This window comes from Desulfurivibrio alkaliphilus AHT 2 (assembly GCF_000092205.1).
GTDB classification, from domain to species: Bacteria; Desulfobacterota; Desulfobulbia; order Desulfobulbales; family Desulfurivibrionaceae; genus Desulfurivibrio; species Desulfurivibrio alkaliphilus.
In genome coordinates this window covers 1,145,699-1,165,022 of sequence record NC_014216.1, presented here as the reverse complement: position 1 = coordinate 1,165,022, position 19,324 = coordinate 1,145,699, and the positions used below count along the sequence as shown (strand labels likewise).

Genomic DNA, 19,324 nt, shown 5'->3' with positions numbered 1-19,324 from the left:
TACGCTTATTCCACCTCCTGCAGCATCTCGTCGATTACCTGCAGGCCGCCGGCCCAGAAAGCGGGGTCGTCGAGGTTGACGCCGAAAGGTTTGACCAGTTGGTAAGGGCTGGCCGAGCCGCCGTTTTTAAGCAGTTCCAGGTATTTGGGGACAAAGTCTGCCGGGTTCTGCTGGTAGAGCTTAAACAGGGCCAGAACCAGCAGTTCGCCGAAGGCGTAGGAGTAAACGTAACCGGGGGTGCTGAGAAAATGGGGAATATAAGACCACCAGGTATCGTAATCGGTGGTCAGCCGCACGCTGTCGGCAAACATCTCTTCCTGGCTGGCCCGCCACTGGGCGGAGATTTGCTCACTGCTTAGCTCGCCCTCCTGGCGGCGGGCGTTGTGTACCCGGTCCTCAAAGCGGTTCATGGCGATCTGCCGGAATACGGTGGCAAAGATCGATTCCAGTTTCTGGCAGGTAAAGGCCCGGCGGGCTTCCGGTTTTTCGATCAGCGCCAGCTGGCGCTTAAAGAGTAGCAGCTCGGCAAAGACCGAGGCGGTTTCCGCCAGCACCAAAGTGGTGGAGCTGTTGTAATAGCCTTGGGCGGCGGCCAGGTACTGGTGCACCCCGTGCCCCAACTCGTGAGCCACGGTGGAGATATCCCTCAGGTTGCCGGTGTAGTTGACCATGATGTAAGGGTGTACTTCCGGCACCGCGGGGTGGGCAAAAGCGCCGCCTCTTTTGCCCTCCAGCAGGGGGGCGTGGATCCAGCGGCGCTGGAAAAAGAGTTCGGCGTTGGCGGCCATGTCCGGGCTGAATTCCGCGAAAGCCTCCAGGACCAGCTTCCGGCACTGTTCCCAGTTCACGGTGGTGGTGGGCAGGTCGGGCAGGGGGGCGTAACGGTCGTAATCCAGCAGTTCATCAAGCCCCAGTAATTGGCGCTTGAGCCGGTAGTAGCGCTGGGGGATGTCGTAGCGGGCGGTTACCGCCGTGATCAGGGTTTCCACCGTGGTGTCGTTAAGCTCATTGTACAGATTCATGGAGCTTAGCCAGTTGGGGTAACGCCGCTGGCGGTCATCGATCATTTTGTCGGCCAGCAGGGTGTTGAAGGAGTGGGTCAGCACGTGCAGTTGGCTGCCCAGGCCGGCGGTCAGTTCGGCGGCGGCCTGGCGGCGTAAGTCTCGATCCGGCAGGTAGAGATCGCTGAGCACCTCTTCCTCGCTGCGGCCGGACTCGCCGAATTGCAAATGGCCCATCACCTTGTCAAACAAAGTGGTCCAACTGCTGCGCCCGGCCGGGGCCCGTTCAATGAGCAGGGTTTCTTCGGCGTCGCTGAGCAGGTGCGGGGCGTAACGGCGCAGGGAGGCGAGATGGTGGCGGTAAGGCGCCAGTTCCGGGGCGGCCATTAGCTGCTCGGCGACGGCGGCCTCCAGCCGGCTCCATTCCAGTTCAAAAAAGACCGTTTCTTTGCTGGCCCGACTGCCGGCCTCGCGAATTTTCTGCAGCAGGGCGCCGGCGGCGGCATCTTTGGTCTGGGTGGCGAAATTCAGATAGGCGTAAGTGGCGGCCCGGCCCAGGCGAGCCTCCAGGGTTTCCAGGCGGCGGACCAGGTGCAGCAGGGCAGTTGGTTCCAGGGCCGCCAGGCGGCCGGCAAATTCGGCCCGGATGGCGCCGGCCTCTTCCTCGCAGGCGCTAAGGTCGGCGGCCAGAGTGGGGTCATCGGGGCTGTGGTACAAGTCTTCCAGTTGCCAGACGATATCGGTGGTGCCCAGTTGGACATTGAGTTCGGTGCTCATCTGTTTTTGCTCCTTGTTTCAAGGTTGGTGCACGGTGCCAGGCCGTTGGTCGGTTCAGTCTGGTGCGGTTTATGGCGACAAATTGAAATGGATAGGAAAAAAAGTGGTGGCGGTCAAGTTAAATAGATAACCGGCCTGAGATTGGCTGGGGGCTGCCGGTTTAGGCTTCTCTTCGACGACACGCGACTTTAGCGTTGTTCCGGGAGAGGTGAGACGACAAAATGTGATTGCATGGAAAGAGCAGGCGAGATATACAAGGCACTCGCTTACACAGTCAACCGGGTATCGGTGGTGGCGATTGCCGCCGGTGGCCTTAACCCCTCCCTGATCAGGGCATGTCCCTGAAACTTTTACCTGATTTTTGCCTGTTGCCCATGACCTTGGATGCCGCCGTGTACGATGAAAGTAAGATTAAAACCCTGAGTTCTCTGGAGCATATCCGCCTGCGACCGGGGATGTATATCGGCCGCCTGGGTAACGGCAGCCACCCCGATGACGGGATCTATATCCTGCTCAAGGAGGTCATCGACAACGGGGTGGATGAGTTTATCATGGGGGCCGGTAAAACCATTGAGATCGCGGTGGGGGAAGAAGGCTCGGTGCGGGTGCGGGATTACGGCCGGGGGATCCCGTTGGGCAAGCTGGTGGAGTGCGTTTCGGTGATCAACACCGGGGCCAAGTACAATACCGATGCCTTCCAGTTCTCGGTGGGCCTGAACGGGGTGGGTACCAAGGCGGTTAATGCCTTGTCCCGGCGTTTTGAGGTCACCTCGTTCCGCGACGGCGAATTCGCCCGGGCGGTATTTGTGGCCGGCGAGCTGCAGGAGGAAGAAAAAGGGCTGAGCAAGGAAAAAAACGGTACCCTGGTGGAGTTTCAGCCCGACCCGGCGATGTTTCCCGATTACACCTTTAATCGTGAATTTATCCGCAAGCGGCTCAAACGTTATGCCTATCTTAACGCCGGGTTGCACCTTGATTTCGACGGGGAGAGTTTTTATTCGGAAAAGGGGCTGCTGGATCTGCTGGAGGCGGAAACCAGCGGCACTCAGCTTTATGAGCCCATTCACTTTCGCGACAAGACCATCGAGTTTGCCTTTGCCCATACCGACAACTACGGGGAAACCTACTTTTCCTTTGTCAACGGCACCTACACCAACGAAGGCGGCACCCATCTTTCCGCCTTCCGTGAAGGTTTGCTGAAAGGGATCAACGAGTTTGCCGGCAAGAAATTCGACGGCGAGGATGTGCGGGAAGGGGTAGTGGGTGCGGTGGCGGTCAAGGTACGGGAGCCGATTTTCGAGTCCCAGACCAAGAACAAGCTGGGCAACACCGATATCCGGGCGGGTATCGTGGCCGTGGTGCGCGATGAGGTCAGCGCCTTTCTCTATAAAAACACCGAGCTGGCGGAACTGGTCATCGACAAGATCCAGCAGAGCGCCCGGGTGAGGAAAGAGTTGCAGCACGTTCGTAAGGAGGCCAAAGCCAAGGCCCGCAAGGTGGCTCTGAAAATACCCCAGCTAAAAGACTGCAAGTATCATCCGGCGCCGGGCAAGCCCTCGCCTTCCGGTCGGGAGAATATGATCTTTTTAACCGAGGGCCAGTCCGCCTCCGGTTCCATCGTCAGTGCCCGCGATCCCATGACCCAGGCGGTTTTCTCCCTCAAGGGCAAACCCTACAACGTTTACGGCCAGCCCCTGGCCACCCTGTACAAGAATGATGAAATGTACAGCATCATGCGGGCGCTGGATATTGAAGACTCCATCGGCCGGCTGCGGTTCGACAAGATCATCATCGCCACCGACGCCGATGTCGACGGGTTGCACATCCGTAACCTGATTCTGACTTTTTTTCTGCACTACTTCGAGTCGCTGGTCAAGCGGGGCCATGTTTATATTCTGGAAACCCCGATTTTTCGGGTTCGCAACAAGGAAGAGACAATTTATTGTTATTCCGACAAGGAACGGACCGAGGCGGAGAAAAAGCTGGCCGGCCGAGGCAGCAAGCGCCGGCCGGTGGAGATAACCCGTTTCAAGGGCCTGGGTGAGATTTCGCCGAAGGAGTTCAAACAGTTCATCGGCCCGGATATGCGCCTGCAGCAGGTGGATATCGACACCTTAAGCGAAGTGCCCCGCATTCTGGAGTTCTACATGGGTAAAAACACCCCCGACCGCCGCGAGTATATCATGGCGCACCTGGTGTAACCGGTATGGAAACAGCTAAATACGGTAATTTACATAAGTTGTTCGATGAAAACTTTATCGACTACACCTCCTATGTGATCAGGGAGCGGGCCATTCCCGACCTGGCCGACGGGCTGAAACCGGTGCAGCGGCGGATTCTCCAGACCCTGCACAACGTCGATGACGGCCGTTTTCACAAGGTGGCCAACGTGGTGGGCGAGACCATGAAGCTGCACCCCCACGGCGACGCCTCCATCTTCTCGGCCCTGGTGAACCTGGCCAACAAGGGCTATCTGGTCGACCGGCAGGGCAACTTTGGTAATATTTACACCGGAGATTCTGCCTCGGCGGCCCGTTATATCGAGTGCCGCCTGACCCCGCTGGCCCGGGAAACCATGTTCAACCGGGAACTCACCGAGTTTACCGATTCCTACGACGGCCGGATGAAAGAGCCGGTGAGCCTGCCGGCCAAGTTGCCGCTGCTGCTGCTCCAGGGCGCCGAAGGGATCGCCGTGGGCATGGCCACCAAGATCATGCCGCACAATTTCTGCGAGTTGCTGCAAGCCCAGAAAAAGATTCTGCAAGGGGAAGAGTTTGCAGTTTATCCCGACTTTTACCAGGGCGGGCTGCTGGATGTCTCCGCTTACGACGACGGTAACGGCCGGTTGCGCTGCCGGGCCCGGATCGAGGAGAAAGACGACAAGACCATCATCATCCGGGAGATCCCCTTTGGTACCAACACCCAGGGGCTGATTGAAAGTGTTGAGAAGGCGGCCCGGGCGGGCAAGTTCAAAATCCTTTCCATCAACGATTACACCGCCGAAGAGGTGGAGATCGAAATTAAGCTGGCCCGGGGGCTCAAGGCCGAGGAAACCATCAAGGCGCTTTATGCCTTCACCGACTGCGAGCTGGCCATCAGCCCCAATTTTACGGTAATCCGCGACCGGAACCCGGTGATCCTGTCGGTGAGCGAGGTGCTGCGGGAGAATACCAGCCGCCTGTACAATCTGCTGGAAAAAGAGCTGCAGTTGGAGCTGGCTCGCCTCAAGGAGCGCCTGCAGGCCCATCAGCTGGAACGGATCTTCATTGAAGAGCGGTTGTACAAGCAGATCGAGGAATGTCCCAGCTTCGAGCTGGTGATCAAGACCATTGACGAAGCCTTAAAGCCCTATACCGCCGAGCTGGTAAGGCCGGTGAGCCGGGAAGATATTGAAAAGCTGCTGGAGATCAAGATCAAGCGGATCTCCCGCTATGATATTGAGCGCAAAAAGAAAGAGATCAAGGCCACCCTGCGGCAGATTAAAGAGGTGGAAAAAAATCTGCGGGATATGACCGGCTATTGCATCCGTTTCCTGGACGATCTGCTGGCCCGTTACGGCGGCGATTACCCCCGCCGTACCGAATTGACCACCTTTGCCGGGGTGCAGGCCAGCCAAGTGGCTTTAAGCAACCTCACCATCGGCTACGATCGGGAGAGCGGCTTTTTCGGTACCCAGGTCAAGGCCGGGGCCGACAACTCCCTGGCCTGCTCGGAATACGACAAGATCCTGCTCATCGACAAAAGCGGTTGGTACAAGGTGATCAACGTGCCGGAGAAGATTTTTATCGGCCACGATCTGCTCTGGTGGGGTCGGGTAGCCGACCGGCAGACCTTCAACATGGTCTACCGCGACGGCAAGCAGAACCTGTGCTACCTGAAACGCTTTGTCACCCCCAAGTTCATTGTGGACAAAGAGTATCGGCTCTTTGCGGAACAGCGGCGCTCGGAAATTATTTTTCTCAAGACCGGAGAGGGGGTGAATATCCGCGCTCACCTCTCGCCTTCTCCCCGGACCCGCAGGAACCGGGAAGTCTTTCGTTGCGACGACTTTCTGATCAAAGGGGCGGCGGCCATCGGCAAGCGTCTGTCGCCGCGCCCCATTCGCCGGGTGGAGGAGGTCAGCGACGCGGTGGCGGCCAAGGCCGAAGAGGAAAAAAATCCGCAAGCGCCGCTGTTTAACAAAGAATAACTCCGTTATCTCTTGCCTTTACTTGGTGTAGGCCTTGATGATTTCGATCTCCTGCACCGGGACATCCTGAAAAAAACCTTTGCTGGCGGTAGGTTGAGCGGCGATCTGGTCAACTACCTCCATGCCCTCGACGACCTTGCCGAAAACCGCATAACCATAAGCGTTGGGGCTGGTGCCCCGGTGATCCAGGTTGGCGTTATCGGTGAGGTTTACAAAAAACTGGCTGGTGGCGCTGTCCACCACCCCGGTGCGGGCCATGGAGAGGGTGCCGCGCAGGTTTTTCAGGCCGTTGGTGGCTTCGTTTTTGATGGCCGCCCGGGTGGGTCGTTGTTCCATGTCCGGGGTAAAGCCGCCGCCCTGGATCACAAAGCCGGGGATTACCCGATGAAAAATCAGGCCGTCATAAAAGCCGTCTCGGACGTACTGCAGGAAGTTGGCGGTGGTGACCGGGGCTTCCTCGGCGAACAACTCGATGGTGATCTCCCCGGCGGTGGTTTCCATGATAACCCGGGGACGAGGATCGGCGGGGGCCGCCACCGCTTTGCCTTGGGCGGTCAACAGCAGACAGAAAATGGTTGCAAGTACCAGCAGTTTCATTTTTTTCTCCTTTTCGGCGAACGGCCCCTTTGGCCGTAATGATGCCGATTTTGCAGTTGATGATGAAATATGTTATAATGTTAAGATTTGTTTGTGTAGTGACCTAGACTGGCCAAAGATCACTTTAAGGTGCCCGGTGAAGCGATGACAAGAGAAAGTAATTTAGCAGATCAACACGACTCTCGCCACTATTTCGGCCATCTGGCGGTGGAGCCGGACTTCATCAGGTTTGTGGTTGGCTTGTCGTTATGCCTGGTTTTTCTGGTGATTACGGTGTTCAGGCCGCCCCTGGCCACCGGTGTCGCCCGTGTTACCCTGGAGGAAGGCGGGAATCATGTTGTGATGCTCGAGGCCAGTGAAAGCCGGGCGATAATCGATTTTCTGCGGGCCGAAGGGCTTTGGGAGTTGAACCCCAAAGAGTCCATGCCGCCGCTGGTCTTTACTTCTTTTCCGGTCGATATGGGTGAACTGCAGGTGTCGGCCCGCAAGCGCCTTTTCCTGCATATTCTGGCGCCCACCGCCATGGTTGCCCTGGCGGAAGTGGCCGAGGAGCGGGCCGAGTTGTTAAGGGTTATCGGCCGGATGGACTTTTACGATTGTACCCTGGAAAAACTGTTGCACGAGGAGGTTTGTCATCAGCAGGACTGCGGCCTGACCGCTGAAGAAGCCGAATTTTTGCAGCTTCTGGCCGCCAAATACCGCACCGAGCGTTTGGATGTGTTGCTTAGCCGGGTCAATGTGTTGCCGTTGAGTCTGGTGCTGGCTCAGGCGGCCATGGAGTCGGCCTGGGGGGCTTCCCGCTTTGTGCAGGAAGGGAACAATATCTTTGGTGTCTGGACCTGGGGTGGCGAGGGGATGATTCCGGCCAATCGGGCCTCAGGGATGAGCCACCGGGTAGCGATTTACGATACTCTGCTGGACTCCGTGCGGGCTTATGTGTTGATGCTGAACCGGGTTCCCGCCTACAGGACGCTGCGGGAAATCAGGCGAGAGTCCATGGACTCCCTGGCCCTGGTCAACGGGCTGCGTTATTATTCCGAGAAGCGAGATCGTTACGTTGACGATTTGCGCCGTTTGATTCAGATTAATCAGATGCAGCACTATGATGCGCTGACCTTGTCCCTTGAGCCGGCGGAAGTAAAAAAACAACTGGCCATGGAGTCGTACCGGCAGACCAGGCTGGATTGATCTGTCGGCAAGCCGGTAAGCTTTTGGTGTAACTGAGCAAAGGGTGAAAAATTTTAGTGGCCAAGGGGCTGCTGTAATGAGGTGAAATATGTCTTATCGATGGTGTTTTTTGCAGGTGATGGCCCTGGCGTTGGTCCTGTCGGCGATGTCGCTGCCGGTGGCGGCGCAGGAAGAGCCGCGGCGCGGGGATGCGACGATTTTTATCTACCATCATTTTGGTGATGATCGCTATCCCACCACCAATGTCAGCATGGAACAGTTTAAAGAGCAGATGGCCTACCTGGCCGACAACGATTACAACGTTATCGCGTTGGCGGAACTGGTCGGGATGCTGCGTGACGGTACTCCATTGCCGCCTCGGACGGTGGTGATTACCGTTGATGATGGTTATCGCACCACTTACACCAAGGCCTGGCCGGTGTTGCAGCAATATGATTTTCCCTTTACCGTCTTTCTCTATGTCGAGGGGCTGGAGAAAAAGTATTCCAACTATATGACCTGGGAACAGGTGGCGGAGATGGCCGCCGCCGGGGTGGATTTCCAGGATCACAGCTATTCCCACCACCGCCTGGCCGATTGGCCGGCTGACTGGAGCGAGGAGCGGTACCGGCGCTGGATCAGCGAGGATTTGCACCGGGGAAAGGAAATTTTAACCCGCCGCCTGGGTGAAGAACCCCGCTTTTTTGCCATTCCTTACGGGGAATATAATCACATCGTCCTGGAGGAAGCACAAAAGATCGGTTACGAGGCGATTTTTACCCAGGATGCCGGCTCGGTAAGTGACGACACCGAGCTGTCGATGATTTCCCGGGAGCCCATTTTAGGCACCAACTGGTCAACCCTGGAACATTTCCAGCAAGTGCTGGCCCGGGTGGACCTGCCCTTTACCGACAAAACCCCCGGGCTGCAGCCGCTGCAGGATAATCCCCCGCCCCGGATCGGCGCTCGCCTGCTCTATCCCGAGCGCTATCGCCCCGGTACCTTCGGCATTTTTGTCAGCGAACTGGGTTGGCAGCAGGCCAAGGTGGACGGTGATTTTGTTTATATCGACAACGACACGGTGCTGGAGCGGCGGATCAACCGGGTGATGATCAGTGCCCGGGAAAAGGATACCGGTCGCACCGCCCTGCGTTTCTGGATGCTTACCCAGCCCCGCTAAACTGCCGGTCTAACTGGCCGTAAGCGAACAGCCGTGCCGCAGGTTCGGGCAAGTAGCCAGGCGCAGCGTACCCCCTGTACGTGAGCCTGGCTGATCGCCCGGAGATGCGGTGCTGCTGAACGCTTACGCTGTTAATGCGTTAATTCGACGGTGAAGGTGGTGCCCTGGCCGAGGCTGCTGGCTACCCTGATGCGGCCGCCGTGGCCGGCGATGATCTGGTGGACGATGGCCAGGCCAAGGCCGGTGCCTTCCTGGCGGGTGGTGAAGTAGGGGTTGAAAATCCGCTCTCGATCTTCCGGGGAGATACCTTTGCCCTGGTCTTGCAGGCGGATGCGAACTCCGCTTTCATTCTCAGACTGGAAGTTTTCAGCGGTGCAGCTTAATTCCCCGCCCTCGGGCATGGCCTGGCAGGCGTTGCTGACCAGGTTGAGCAATACCTGGCGCAGTTGTTCCCGGTCGGCCCAGACTTCCAGGTCAGGGGGCATTTTGCCCACCAGGCGGTGCCGTTCGGTGCAGTCCGGAGTCTGCCGGATCAGTCCTATGCATTCCTCCCATAACTCATACAGGTTCACCCATTGTTTGCGGGGGGTGGCCGGCCGGCAGAAGAGCAGAAAATTTTTGATCGCCGCTTCCAGGCGGTCGCATTCCCGGGTGATGATGGCCAACAGCTTTTCCTGGCCGGGCTGTTTTTGCAGGCGCTGGGCCAGCAGTTGGGTAGAGCCGGAAATGGCGGCCAGCGGATTGCGAAACTCATGGGCCACCCCGGCGGCCATTTCCCCCACTGCCGCCATCTTCTCGCTTTGCCGGACCCGGGCTTCCATGTCCCGGATCAGGCTGAGATCCTGCAGGGAAAGAATGGCGCCGCCATTTTCTTCCCGCTTGGTGCCATACAGGCGGCTCCAGGAGTAGCCCACCGGGATTTTCTCGCCGCTTTTTCGCGTCAGCTCACTTTCCGCCCGCCCTCTGGTGCCCGGCTCCCGCCCGGCCTGGATTTCCGGCATGATTTCCTCCACCCGGCGACCGCGGATCTCCTCCGCCGGCCAGCCGCTGATACCCTCCGCCGCCCGGTTGCAGGAAGTGATCCGTCCCTGGCTGTCGACGGTGATAATGCCGGTGGTGATGTCGTCGAAGATCTGTTTGTAAAGGCTGCTTAAGCGGTCATAATGGGAGGCGGTCCGGGACAGGGCCGCTTCGGTGCGGTACAGGCGTCCGGCCAGGGTGCCGGCCAGGGCCGCGACCAGGAAAAAGGAAAGGCCGTTGATGGCAAACAGGTTGAGCAGCCGTTCCAGGCTGACTTCGGCCCGGGGCCCGATGCTCAGCAGGTTGAAATCATAGCGGATGTACTCAAGCAACAGCAGAAAGCCGTAAGCAAAGGTGGAGAGGGAGGCCATCAGCAGGGCGCTGCGCTTAAAGAGCATGAAGGCGGCGACGATAATGGGCAGGAAATAAACCACCGTGAACAGTGATTGGCTGCTGCCGGAAAAGAGGACCAGGCAGGAAATCAGCAGGATGTCGATGATGATCTGCAGCAGGGCGAAGCCTTGCAGCTTTTTCAGCCGGGTCAGCAGGGTGGCGGAGAGGATGGTGAACAGGTAAACCCCGGCGATGAACAGCAGGGGGTAATGATAAAGGTCGGTGGTCAACCGGTGCCCCCGGGCCTCCAGGACGGCGGTGATCCCGAGGATCAGGGTAAGGAAGGTGACCCGGAACAGAAAGTACCAGGCCAGCTGTTTTTTCAGTAACTGGTTTGGCGTTGCCGGTTCGACAGCGGGCGGCGGCAATTCCCCTGGGGAGAGAGGAGGGGCGCCGCCGTGATTGCTCCTGGCGGGGGCACTTGCCTGGGGGGCGGACTGCCTCTTCATGACCGGCCGTTATCGATGCCGTATTTTTTGATCTTGTAACGCAGGGAGCGAAAACTGGTGCGCAGCAGCTCGGCGGCCCGGGTTTTGGAGTTGCCGGCTTTTTCCAGGGCGTTGACGATCATCTCCCGCTCCAAATCGGCCAGGGTGGGCTCCAGGCCGCGACTGAACACCTCTTCGGCAATTTCCTGGCGCTTGTCGTCGACGGTTCCGCCAGCGGGTTCCGGCTCTCGGCTACGGCGATGTCCCGACAGGGTCAGGCTTTCCGGCAGGATGATCTGGGAGTTTTCCATGGCCACCCCGCGCTCGATAATGTTCTCCAGCTCCCGGACATTGCCGGGGAAATCATAGTCCAGCAGCACCTCCATGGCGTAGGAAGAGATCCGGTGGATATCCTTGTTGAACAGGCGGGCATACTTGGCCAGGAAATGATCCACCAGCAGCGGCACATCTCCCTTGCGTTCCCTGAGCGGCGGGACCCGGATGGGCACCACCGCCAGCCGGTAAAAAAGATCTTCCCGGAAACGGCCGGCCATCACCTCTTCCTCCAGGTCCTTGTTGGTGGCCGAGATTACCCGGATCTGGATGCGTGTGCTTTCCGTCGCCCCCACCCGTTTGATTTCCCGCTCCTGCAGCACCCGCAGCAGCTTGGTTTGGATAATCGGGGTCAACTCCCCGATTTCATCGAGAAAGGCGGTGCCCTGGTTGGCCTGCTCAAAGAGACCGGCCCGGCTGCTGGCAGCCCCGGTGAAGGCGCCTTTGGTGTGACCGAAAACCTCGCTTTCAAACAGGCTTTCCGGAATCGCGCTGCAGACGATGGGAACGAATTCGTGGCCGGAAGCCGGGCTTAAACGGTGAATGGCCCGGGCCACCAACTCTTTGCCGGTGCCGGACTCGCCCTGAATAAGCACATTGGCCCGGGTGGGAGCTACCCGGGAAATGATATCGTAGATTTTGCGCATCTCCGGGCTGCCACCGATGATCCCTTCGAATTCGTTGGTGGCCGCAACTTCGCTCTCCCCGGGCTTGGCCGGGAGAGGTTGCGGGCTGCTCAAGGCGGTGCCGACGATATCTTTGATTTCGTCCACCTTGAAAGGCTTGGTGATGTAATCGTAAGCCCCGCTCTTCATGGCGCTTACCGCATCGTCCGGCGAGGCAAAGGCGGTGACCAGCACCACCGGCAGTTCGGGTTTGATTTCCTTGGCCCGGACCAAAAGTTCCAGCCCATTGGGCGGGGGCATACGGATATCGGAGATCAACAGGTCATAATCCTCCCTGGCCAGCAGCTCCAGAGCCGCAGTTCCGCCGTCGGCGCAACTGACCGCATAACCTTCCTCTTCCAGCAGGATCTTCAAAAACTCCCGCATGCTCAGCTCGTCATCGACCACCAAGATCCGTTTCATGGCAAAATTATAGCGTGGTTTGGCCAAACCGCAAACAGGAAACGGCAACCCAAGCAGGGATTAGTCAGGGTTGTTGGTTGTGCCACCGGGTTTTGCGCCCCTCACCCAGCCCCCAGAAGAATTTAAAATTGCCCGCCATGAAATGAAAAAGTGCAAAAAAAGAGGGGACGTGCCACCAGGCAACGTCCCCTCAAAAAAAGGGTGCAACAAAAACTAAAGTTGCAGCAGTGCCGCAGGTTGCGGCAAGCAGCCCGGCGCCGCGTACACCAGGTACGCAAGCCGGGCTGATCGCCGCAAGATGCGGTGCTGCTGTAACTTTAGTGGTCTTCGTAGGCGCTGCTGGCGCCCCGCGGATAGCGGATGTTGTCCACCATCTCCTGTACTTCCTGAGGCGGCGGCGGAGTAAGCCGCGAAACCACAATGGCGGCGATAAAGTTGATAAGCATGCCCACCGCGCCGATGCCTTCGGCGCTGATCCCCATAAACCACGGGTCGGCGCCCATGAAGTTGACGTGGATGATGTAGAGGAAGGTGAAGCCCATCCCCAGTATCATGCCGGTAATACAACCTTCACGGTTGGTCCGTTTGTCGAAGATCCCCAGCACGATGATGGGGAAGAACGACGAGGCGGCGAGGCCGAAGGCGAAGGCCACCACCTGGGCCACGAATCCTGGTGGGTTGATACCGAAATAACCGGCGATCAATACCGCCACGCCGATCATCACCCGGCCCACCAGCAAGCGCTGGGCCTCGGTGGCCTGGCGGTTGATCATGCGGTAATAGAGATCGTGGGAGATCGATGACGACACCACGATCAGCAGGCCGGAGGCGGTACTAAGCGCTGCCGCCAGACCGCCGGCGGCCACCAGGGCGATGATCCAGGCGGGCAGGTTGGCAATCTCCGGGTTGGCCAATACCATGATGTCGCGGTCGATGAAGATCTCGTTGGCGTTGTCGGTAACCGGGTTGCTGACCAGGCGCTGGCCGAATTCGCCGGTTTCACCGGTGAAGCTGGGCCGCCCTTGAAAGGCATCGCCCGGGGCGTAATGCATGATGCCGTCGCCGGTCTTGTCTACCCAGGCGATCAGCCCGGTCTGCTCCCAGTTCCGCACCCAGGAAGGCGCTTCGCTGTAGGGCGTTTCATGCAGGGTGTTGATCATGTTGTAACGAGCGAAAGAAGCCACGGCCGGAGCGGTGGTGTAGAGGATGGCGATGAACAGCAGGGCGTAACCGGCGGAAATCCGGGCGCCGCGTACGCTGGGTACGGTGTAGAAACGGATGATGACGTGGGGCAGACCGGCGGTGCCCACCATCAGGGCCAGGGTGATGCAGAAGACATCCAGCATGCCCTTGCTGCCGGGGCCGAAGGCCTGGGTGTATTCCGCGAAGCCCAGGTCGCGGTGCAGGGCGTCGATGGTTTCCAGCAGGTAGCGGCCGGTGTCGGGGCCGGAGGTGATCACCGAGCCGAAACCGATCTGGGGAATGAAGTGACCGGTGATCATCACCGAAATGGCCACGCCGGTAATGACGTAGGCGAAGATCAGTACCACGTACTGGGCCACCTGGGTATAGGTGATGCCCTTCATGCCGCCCAGGGCGGCGTAGAAGAAGACGATGGCCATACCGATCATGACGCCGGTATTAACGTCAACCTCCAGGAAGCGGCTGAAGACGATGCCCACGCCCCGCATCTGGCCGGCTACGTAAGTAAGAGAGACGAAGATGGCGCAAATCAAGGCCACCAGCCGGGCGGTATCGGAGTAGTAGCGGTCGCCGACGAAGTCGGGCACGGTGAATTTACCGAACTTGCGCAGGTAGGGGGCCAGAAACAGGGCCAGCAACACGTAGCCGCCGGTCCAGCCCAACAGGTAGATGGAACCGCCGTAACCCATGAACGAGATCATGCCCGCCATGGAGATAAAGGAGGCGGCGCTCATCCAGTCGGCGGCGGTGGCCATCCCGTTGGCCAGCGGTGATACGCCGCCGCCGGCCACGTAGAAGCCCTTGGTGGTTTTTACCCGGGCAATCCAGGCAATGCTCAGGTAAAGACTGAAGGTCAGAAAGACCATAATGTAAGTCCAGGCCAGAATCGACATGGTGTTTTCTCCTCTCGGTTATGGTCGGGACGGCCGCGGGCCGGGTCGCCGACAGTCAACGTTGATGACTTTTGTCTTTTTTTGCCAGCTGTCGCAGGTATGCCCGCCGGGCACGGTTTTTTGGCCCAACTTACCGGTGACGGGAAAGGCCGCAGGTCAAAATCCCGGCGAATCGCTGGCTGATTGTTATCTTGAGATACGACGAGGCTGCTTGAGCCTGCTAAAGAACGAAAAGGAGCTTATTCGTTGACGTCAAACTCCCGGTCCAGTTTCTGCATCAGGAAATAATAGACGAAGATCAGGACCACAAAAACGTAGATGGCGCCCTGTTGGGCAAACCAGAACCCCAGGGGAAAGCCGCCCAGGTAAAAGTTGTTCAGCTGTTCGACAAAGAAAATGCCGAAGCCGTAGGATACCACGCCCCAAATGGTGAGGAGAATCACCATGTAGGTAAGGTTCTTCTTCCAGTACATTGATAAATCTTTAGTCATTGCCTTACTCTCCTTCGTCTGCAGTTTGGCGGACAGGTAACGAAACCCCCATTTCGTAACCTGCCCATTTTTTTATTTCATGTACCGGAACCAGAACAGCAGAGCACTTTAAGCAAAGCCCTACAAAAATGCAACCTGAAATTTTGTCGCTTTTTTGGTGTTACTTTGTGATACTAAAACAGGTTGCGCCATGCCTGGCCGGCGCTGAAGATATCCTTGAGGGTGACGATGCCCTTGGCGCGCATTTTTTTGATCAAGAACACAAACAAATAGGCGGTTTGCAGGGCGTCTTCGTAGGCGTCGTGCAAGGTGAAGTCGGGCAGGTTGTATTCCTGGCTCAGGCCGGCGAGGCTGTAGGTTGCGTCCATGCGAAAGCGGTCGTGATACTGTTGCCATTGCATTTCGGTATAGGTCTGAGCCAGGCGCATGGTGTCCAGGCATGGGTTGGAAACCACGGCTCCGTAGTGGCGGCGGCAGGCCCGGTTGAGAAAGGCCACGTCCAGGCCGACGTAGTGGCCAACCAGCAGGGCCTGGCCGCAAAAGGAGATGAAATCCGGCAGCACGGTCGCCAGTTGCGGGGCCTGTTCGATTTGCTGGGGGGTGATGCGGTGGATCAGGGTGCTGTCCTTGGGTAGGGCGCGGGAGGGCTTGATGTAGACGTGGAAGGTTTCACCCACCAGGATCTGCAGGTTGCGGATTTTCACCGCCCCGATGGAAACGATTTCATCCCGCTGGCGATTCAGGCCGGTGAGCTCGGTGTCGAAAACCACGAACTCGTAGTCGCTTAAGGGACGATTCTGGTCGAGCCGGCGGAAATAATACCAGTTGTCGGCAAAAAGCGGGTGGGCCGGCGGAACCAGGCCAAAGCGGCGCAGCAATTTTTTAAACATCGGACTCTTCGACCGCTCTTATCTTTGAAAATAAAATGTATTCAGCCCGCACCCGGGGTAAACGAACAGCCGTGCCGCAGGTTGTGGCAAGCGGCCCGGCTTGCGTACCCCAGGTACGCAAGCCGGGCCGATCGCCGCAAGATGCGGTGCGGCTGTTCGTTTACCTTTCGCTAAGGCGGAATTCCGCCTTGATATGGCTCTGCAGGCGCCGCACCACCTCGAAGGATTCCTTAAGGGTCTGTTTCTCCAGATCGGAAAGGTTGGCGGGGTTGATGTGGTTATTGGGCTCCTGATCGTTTTCCATCATGTACAATTGGTGGACCAGGCGCAACTGCATGAGAAACTCGTAGGCCTTGACCGTTTCCTTGTACATGTCGTCGGTCAGGTGCCCCCCCTCGTTGAGCAACTGCAGGCGCACCAGGGTGTTGCTTTCGGTGATCCCGTGTTTCAAGGCAAAGAGGCGGGCGAAATCGACAAAGGGCACCAACCCCTTGGTTTTCAGATCCAGGGTGTTGCGGTGTTCCCCGTCTTTTTCCACGATGAGGTTGCGGAAAAAAGAAAGCGGCGGCCGGGCCTCCAGGGCGTTCTGGGCCAGGTGGTAGAGAAACAGCTCCTGCTTGGGGATGGTGGCAGAAAGGTGGTGCCGCAGTTTGTCCGCCAGACTGAAGTTGCCGTAACCGGGGCGAAAATCGAAGAAGATGGTGGAGTGCATCACCTCCTTGGGCTCCGGGGTCATGATCCAGTTGTCGAAACACTTCCGCCAATCCGGGGCGGACATCCGCCACTTGGGGTTGGAGGCCATCATCTCGCCGGGGCAGAGGGGGTAGCCGCATTTGACCAGGTTGTCGATGGCCACCTCGCTTAACATCTTGAAATATTCTTCGGCCTCGGCGGCCTTCTGCTCGTTGTCCGGCCAGGCATAGATCAGGGCGTTGTCCTGGTCGGTTTTGAAGGTCTGTTCGCTGCGGCCCTCGCTGCCCATCAACAACCAGCAAAAAGGTATCGGCGGCGGCCCCAGTTCCTTGATGATCAGGGTCAGCAGCCGCTCCAGGATATGGTCGTTGAGCACCGTGATCATTTTGGTGATGTTGTTGGCCTTGGCCCCTTCCTCGATCAGGGTGCGAACCACCGAGGGCACCTTGCGAGCCAGCGGGTGCAGCCCCGCCAGGGTGCGCTGGGCCAAAATTTCCCGGAACAGGTAGAGCGGCGAGGTGCCCTGCAGCAGCATGATGTCGTGGGTGGTGACCATGCCGACAATTTTGTCCTGTTTCTCGACCGCCAGATGGTGAATGCGACGGCGCATCATCCGCAGCATGGCATCGAAGCAGACGGCATGGGCGGGGATGGTCTGCACTGGCGAGGTCATGATCTGTTCCACCGGGGTCTGGTAATCCAGCCCGGCGGCCACCACTTTGGTGCGCAGGTCCTTGTCGGTGACAATGCCGATGATCTCTTCGGCCTGGTTGGTGACCAGCAGGGAGCCGATCTGCAACTCGGCCATCCGGCCGGCGGCCCGGCGTACCGATTCGTTGGCGGCGATGGTCTTGGGTTCGCCCTTGATGCTGCTGCCCACCTGGGAGGAAAAAAGAAACAGGGCGCTTTCAGTGCGGGGAGTAACCCGGTGGTGGCGCAGTTCGGCATAGGCGGTGTTGATCATTTTCTCCGACAGGCTGCGCAGAAAATACTGGCTGACCCGGGGGGAGGAGTCCAGCAACTGGCGGAAGGCATCTTTTGTAAAGAGAAAGCAGAAGGTGTCTTCCACCGTTTCCACGTTGAGATTGGCGCGGGTGTTGCGGATAATGGGCAGGGCCCCGAAGTATTCTCCTTCGCCGCGAAAATCCTTGAGGGTCACCTCGCCCTGGTCGTCCTCCAGGTAAATTTTAACGCCGCCCTTCTGAATCAGGTAAAAATGCTCGACCTCGGTTTCTCCCTGGCGGAAGATCAGCGTACCCTTGGGGATAAAATCGATGATGCAGTGCTTGGCCAGCTGCCGCAGGCTGGCGTCGTCCAATTCGTTGAAGGGTAGGGTGTGGCGCAGGAAATCCAGCACCGTCTCCGGGGCGATATTGTGCACATCGTTTTTGTTGCCCATGGTGACTTGCTCCGCAGGTTGGGGGTGGGGAGAAAGGTTGTAAGCTAAGGTCCCGGCCCGGCCGCGCTTGCACGGTAAAAAAAAACCGGTGTGGGGTCAGGTTATCACTTTTCCAGGGTTTTGATCAACTCCCGGCGCGGAAACATCTTCAGAAAAAGAAAGCCGGTGAGGGCGGTCATGATAATGATCAGGGGGAATTCCGGATAAAGGCGATTTTCCGGCAGCAGCAGGGAAAGAGGGGCCAGCACCAGGAGAAAGTGGTAGCCGATCCGGCGAAAACGGAGTATCTCCCGGAGCAGGTAAAAGTTGATCACCACCGGCACCAGAGACATGAAGAAAAAAAGATCAATGGCCCCGAATTGGACGATGGTCAGCAGTTTCTTGCTGGTGACAAACAGCAGAATCAGGCCCAGCAGCAGGTTGAGGTAAACGTAGCGGCCGCGAATCGCCGGATGCGAGATATTGTTGACGTGGAAGAGCAGCTTTTGGGGGTCTTCCTCATCCTTGAAGCGCTCAATGATCTGGCGTCGCGACTGGCCGCTCAGCAGGGCCTCTTCGATTCTTTCTTCCAGGGATTGTTGCTGGATTTTCATGTTTTGCCGGTGCTCCGCTGTGGTTGCTGCTGTGGTTGCTATAGTGGATTGGCAAAAAAAAGGGGGCTGCCGCGAAACGGCACCCCCCTGATAATGTGCTGGAGGCGGCGACCGGATTTGAACCGGTGAATAATGGTTTTGCAGACCACTGCCTTACCACTTGGCTACGCCGCCGACTTGGTAAACGGCAAACATAAACAGCCTGGACTGATTTGACAAGAGATTTATGGCAACAAATGCGCAACTCATAAAATGGTCCCAGCGTCTGGGCTATTGTTTTCACGACCCGCAACTGCTGCGCCAGGCCCTTACCCACCGTTCATTCACCGCCGAGGGCGGCGGGCGGGGCCGGCCCCACAATGAGCGCCTGGAGTTTTTGGGCGATGCGGTGTTGGATCTGGCCGTGGGCGAACTGCTTTACCGCCGCCATCCGAAGATGCGCGAGGGAGAGCTCTCCCGCCGCCGGGCCGCCCTGGTCAACGAGGCCCACTTGGCCCGGATGGCCCGGCGGACGGGGCTGGATGAGCTGCTGTTACTGGGCCGGGGCGAGGCCCAAAGCGGCGGCCGCGACAAGCCCTCGATTCTGGCCGATGCCTTCGAGGCCTTGTTGGGGGCGGTCTACCTGGATGGCGGCTGCCGGGCCGTCCTGGATTTAGCCGCTGAGCTTTTTGCCCCCTGGGTGACCGACCAGGATGATTTCGAGGAAAATGACGCCAAGACCGCCCTGCAGGAAGTTTTGCAGGAACGCCATGGCCAGGCCCCCGGTTACCGGCTGGTGGCGGAAGAGGGTCCGGCCCACGATAAACGTTTCACGGTGGAGGTTGAATTCCGGGGGCGGGTAATGGGGCAAGGTAAGGCCCGCAGCAAAAAAGAGGCGGAACAGGCCGCTGCCCGCGCCGCCCTCAAGACCCTGGCCGGCGAGTGAAAAAGCACCTGCACCCCTTGCCCGTGATCTCAATCTATGGTAGATAGCGTTTTTAGCGTGTTCT

14 protein-coding genes and 1 tRNA gene are annotated in these 19,324 nt (G+C 58.4%); 5 read left to right on the top strand and 10 right to left on the bottom strand.

What is annotated here, in order from left to right:
* Positions 1-5: 5 nt before the first annotated feature.
* Positions 6-1,778, bottom strand: coding sequence for a M3 family oligoendopeptidase (locus tag DAAHT2_RS04940; protein WP_013163198.1), 1,773 nt, complete (start codon positions 1,776-1,778; stop codon positions 6-8).
* Positions 1,779-2,152: 374 nt separating this feature from the next.
* Between DAAHT2_RS04940 and DAAHT2_RS04935 the strand changes: the two genes are divergently transcribed.
* Together DAAHT2_RS04935 and DAAHT2_RS04930 are read left to right on the top strand one after the other, a co-directional pair.
* The gene (locus DAAHT2_RS04935) at positions 2,153-3,979 is read left to right on the top strand and encodes a DNA topoisomerase IV subunit B (protein ID WP_013163197.1); all 1,827 of its coding nucleotides are present in this window, start codon (positions 2,153-2,155) and stop codon (positions 3,977-3,979) included.
* A 5-nt stretch (positions 3,980-3,984) separates the two neighbouring features.
* Positions 3,985-5,967 (top strand): DNA topoisomerase IV subunit A, encoded by a 1,983-nt coding sequence (locus DAAHT2_RS04930; protein WP_013163196.1) that lies wholly within the window; start codon positions 3,985-3,987, stop codon positions 5,965-5,967.
* Between the two features lie 18 nt (positions 5,968-5,985).
* Here the strand turns inward: DAAHT2_RS04930 and DAAHT2_RS04925 are convergent, their stop codons facing one another.
* On the bottom strand, positions 5,986-6,564 hold the full coding sequence (locus DAAHT2_RS04925) for a peptidylprolyl isomerase (protein WP_013163195.1): 579 nt from the start codon (positions 6,562-6,564) through the stop codon (positions 5,986-5,988).
* A gap of 144 nt (positions 6,565-6,708) precedes the next feature.
* Here DAAHT2_RS04925 and DAAHT2_RS04920 point away from each other — a divergent pair, with 144 nt between their 5' ends.
* Both DAAHT2_RS04920 and DAAHT2_RS04915 read left to right on the top strand, forming a co-directional pair.
* Positions 6,709-7,752, top strand: coding sequence for a glucosaminidase domain-containing protein (locus tag DAAHT2_RS04920; protein WP_013163194.1), 1,044 nt, complete (start codon positions 6,709-6,711; stop codon positions 7,750-7,752).
* A gap of 88 nt (positions 7,753-7,840) precedes the next feature.
* Positions 7,841-8,911 carry a polysaccharide deacetylase family protein gene (locus tag DAAHT2_RS04915; RefSeq protein ID WP_013163193.1) on the top strand — a complete coding sequence of 357 codons (1,071 nt, stop codon included), beginning with the start codon at positions 7,841-7,843 and terminating at the stop codon, positions 8,909-8,911.
* 131 nt (positions 8,912-9,042) lie between these two features.
* Here the strand turns inward: DAAHT2_RS04915 and DAAHT2_RS04910 are convergent, their stop codons facing one another.
* From DAAHT2_RS04910 to DAAHT2_RS04875, 8 genes are all read right to left on the bottom strand, one after another.
* On the bottom strand, positions 9,043-10,773 hold the full coding sequence (locus tag DAAHT2_RS04910; protein ID WP_013163192.1) for a two-component system sensor histidine kinase NtrB: 1,731 nt from the start codon (positions 10,771-10,773) through the stop codon (positions 9,043-9,045).
* The gene (locus DAAHT2_RS04905) at positions 10,770-12,173 is read right to left on the bottom strand and encodes a sigma-54-dependent transcriptional regulator (RefSeq protein ID WP_013163191.1); all 1,404 of its coding nucleotides are present in this window, start codon (positions 12,171-12,173) and stop codon (positions 10,770-10,772) included. The genes DAAHT2_RS04910 and DAAHT2_RS04905 overlap by 4 nt, the downstream gene beginning before the upstream one ends.
* Positions 12,174-12,490: 317 nt before the next feature.
* On the bottom strand, positions 12,491-14,269 hold the full coding sequence (locus DAAHT2_RS04900) for a sodium:solute symporter family protein (RefSeq protein WP_013163190.1): 1,779 nt from the start codon (positions 14,267-14,269) through the stop codon (positions 12,491-12,493).
* A gap of 239 nt (positions 14,270-14,508) precedes the next feature.
* Entirely contained in the window at positions 14,509-14,760 is a 252-nt protein-coding gene (locus DAAHT2_RS04895; protein WP_013163189.1) for a DUF4212 domain-containing protein, read from the bottom strand.
* A gap of 173 nt (positions 14,761-14,933) precedes the next feature.
* Positions 14,934-15,650, bottom strand: coding sequence for a 3'-5' exonuclease (locus tag DAAHT2_RS04890; protein ID WP_013163188.1), 717 nt, complete (start codon positions 15,648-15,650; stop codon positions 14,934-14,936).
* A 160-nt stretch (positions 15,651-15,810) separates the two neighbouring features.
* The gene (locus DAAHT2_RS04885) at positions 15,811-17,742 is read right to left on the bottom strand and encodes a putative nucleotidyltransferase substrate binding domain-containing protein (RefSeq protein ID WP_013163187.1); all 1,932 of its coding nucleotides are present in this window, start codon (positions 17,740-17,742) and stop codon (positions 15,811-15,813) included.
* A gap of 104 nt (positions 17,743-17,846) precedes the next feature.
* The gene (locus DAAHT2_RS04880) at positions 17,847-18,335 is read right to left on the bottom strand and encodes a hypothetical protein (RefSeq protein ID WP_013163186.1); all 489 of its coding nucleotides are present in this window, start codon (positions 18,333-18,335) and stop codon (positions 17,847-17,849) included.
* Positions 18,336-18,434: 99 nt separating this feature from the next.
* Positions 18,435-18,509 (bottom strand) — tRNA-Cys (locus DAAHT2_RS04875).
* Between the two features lie 52 nt (positions 18,510-18,561).
* Here DAAHT2_RS04875 and rnc point away from each other — a divergent pair.
* Positions 18,562-19,260 carry a ribonuclease III gene (rnc, locus tag DAAHT2_RS04870; protein WP_013163185.1) on the top strand — a complete coding sequence of 233 codons (699 nt, stop codon included), beginning with the start codon at positions 18,562-18,564 and terminating at the stop codon, positions 19,258-19,260.
* Positions 19,261-19,324: the final 64 nt, after the last annotated feature.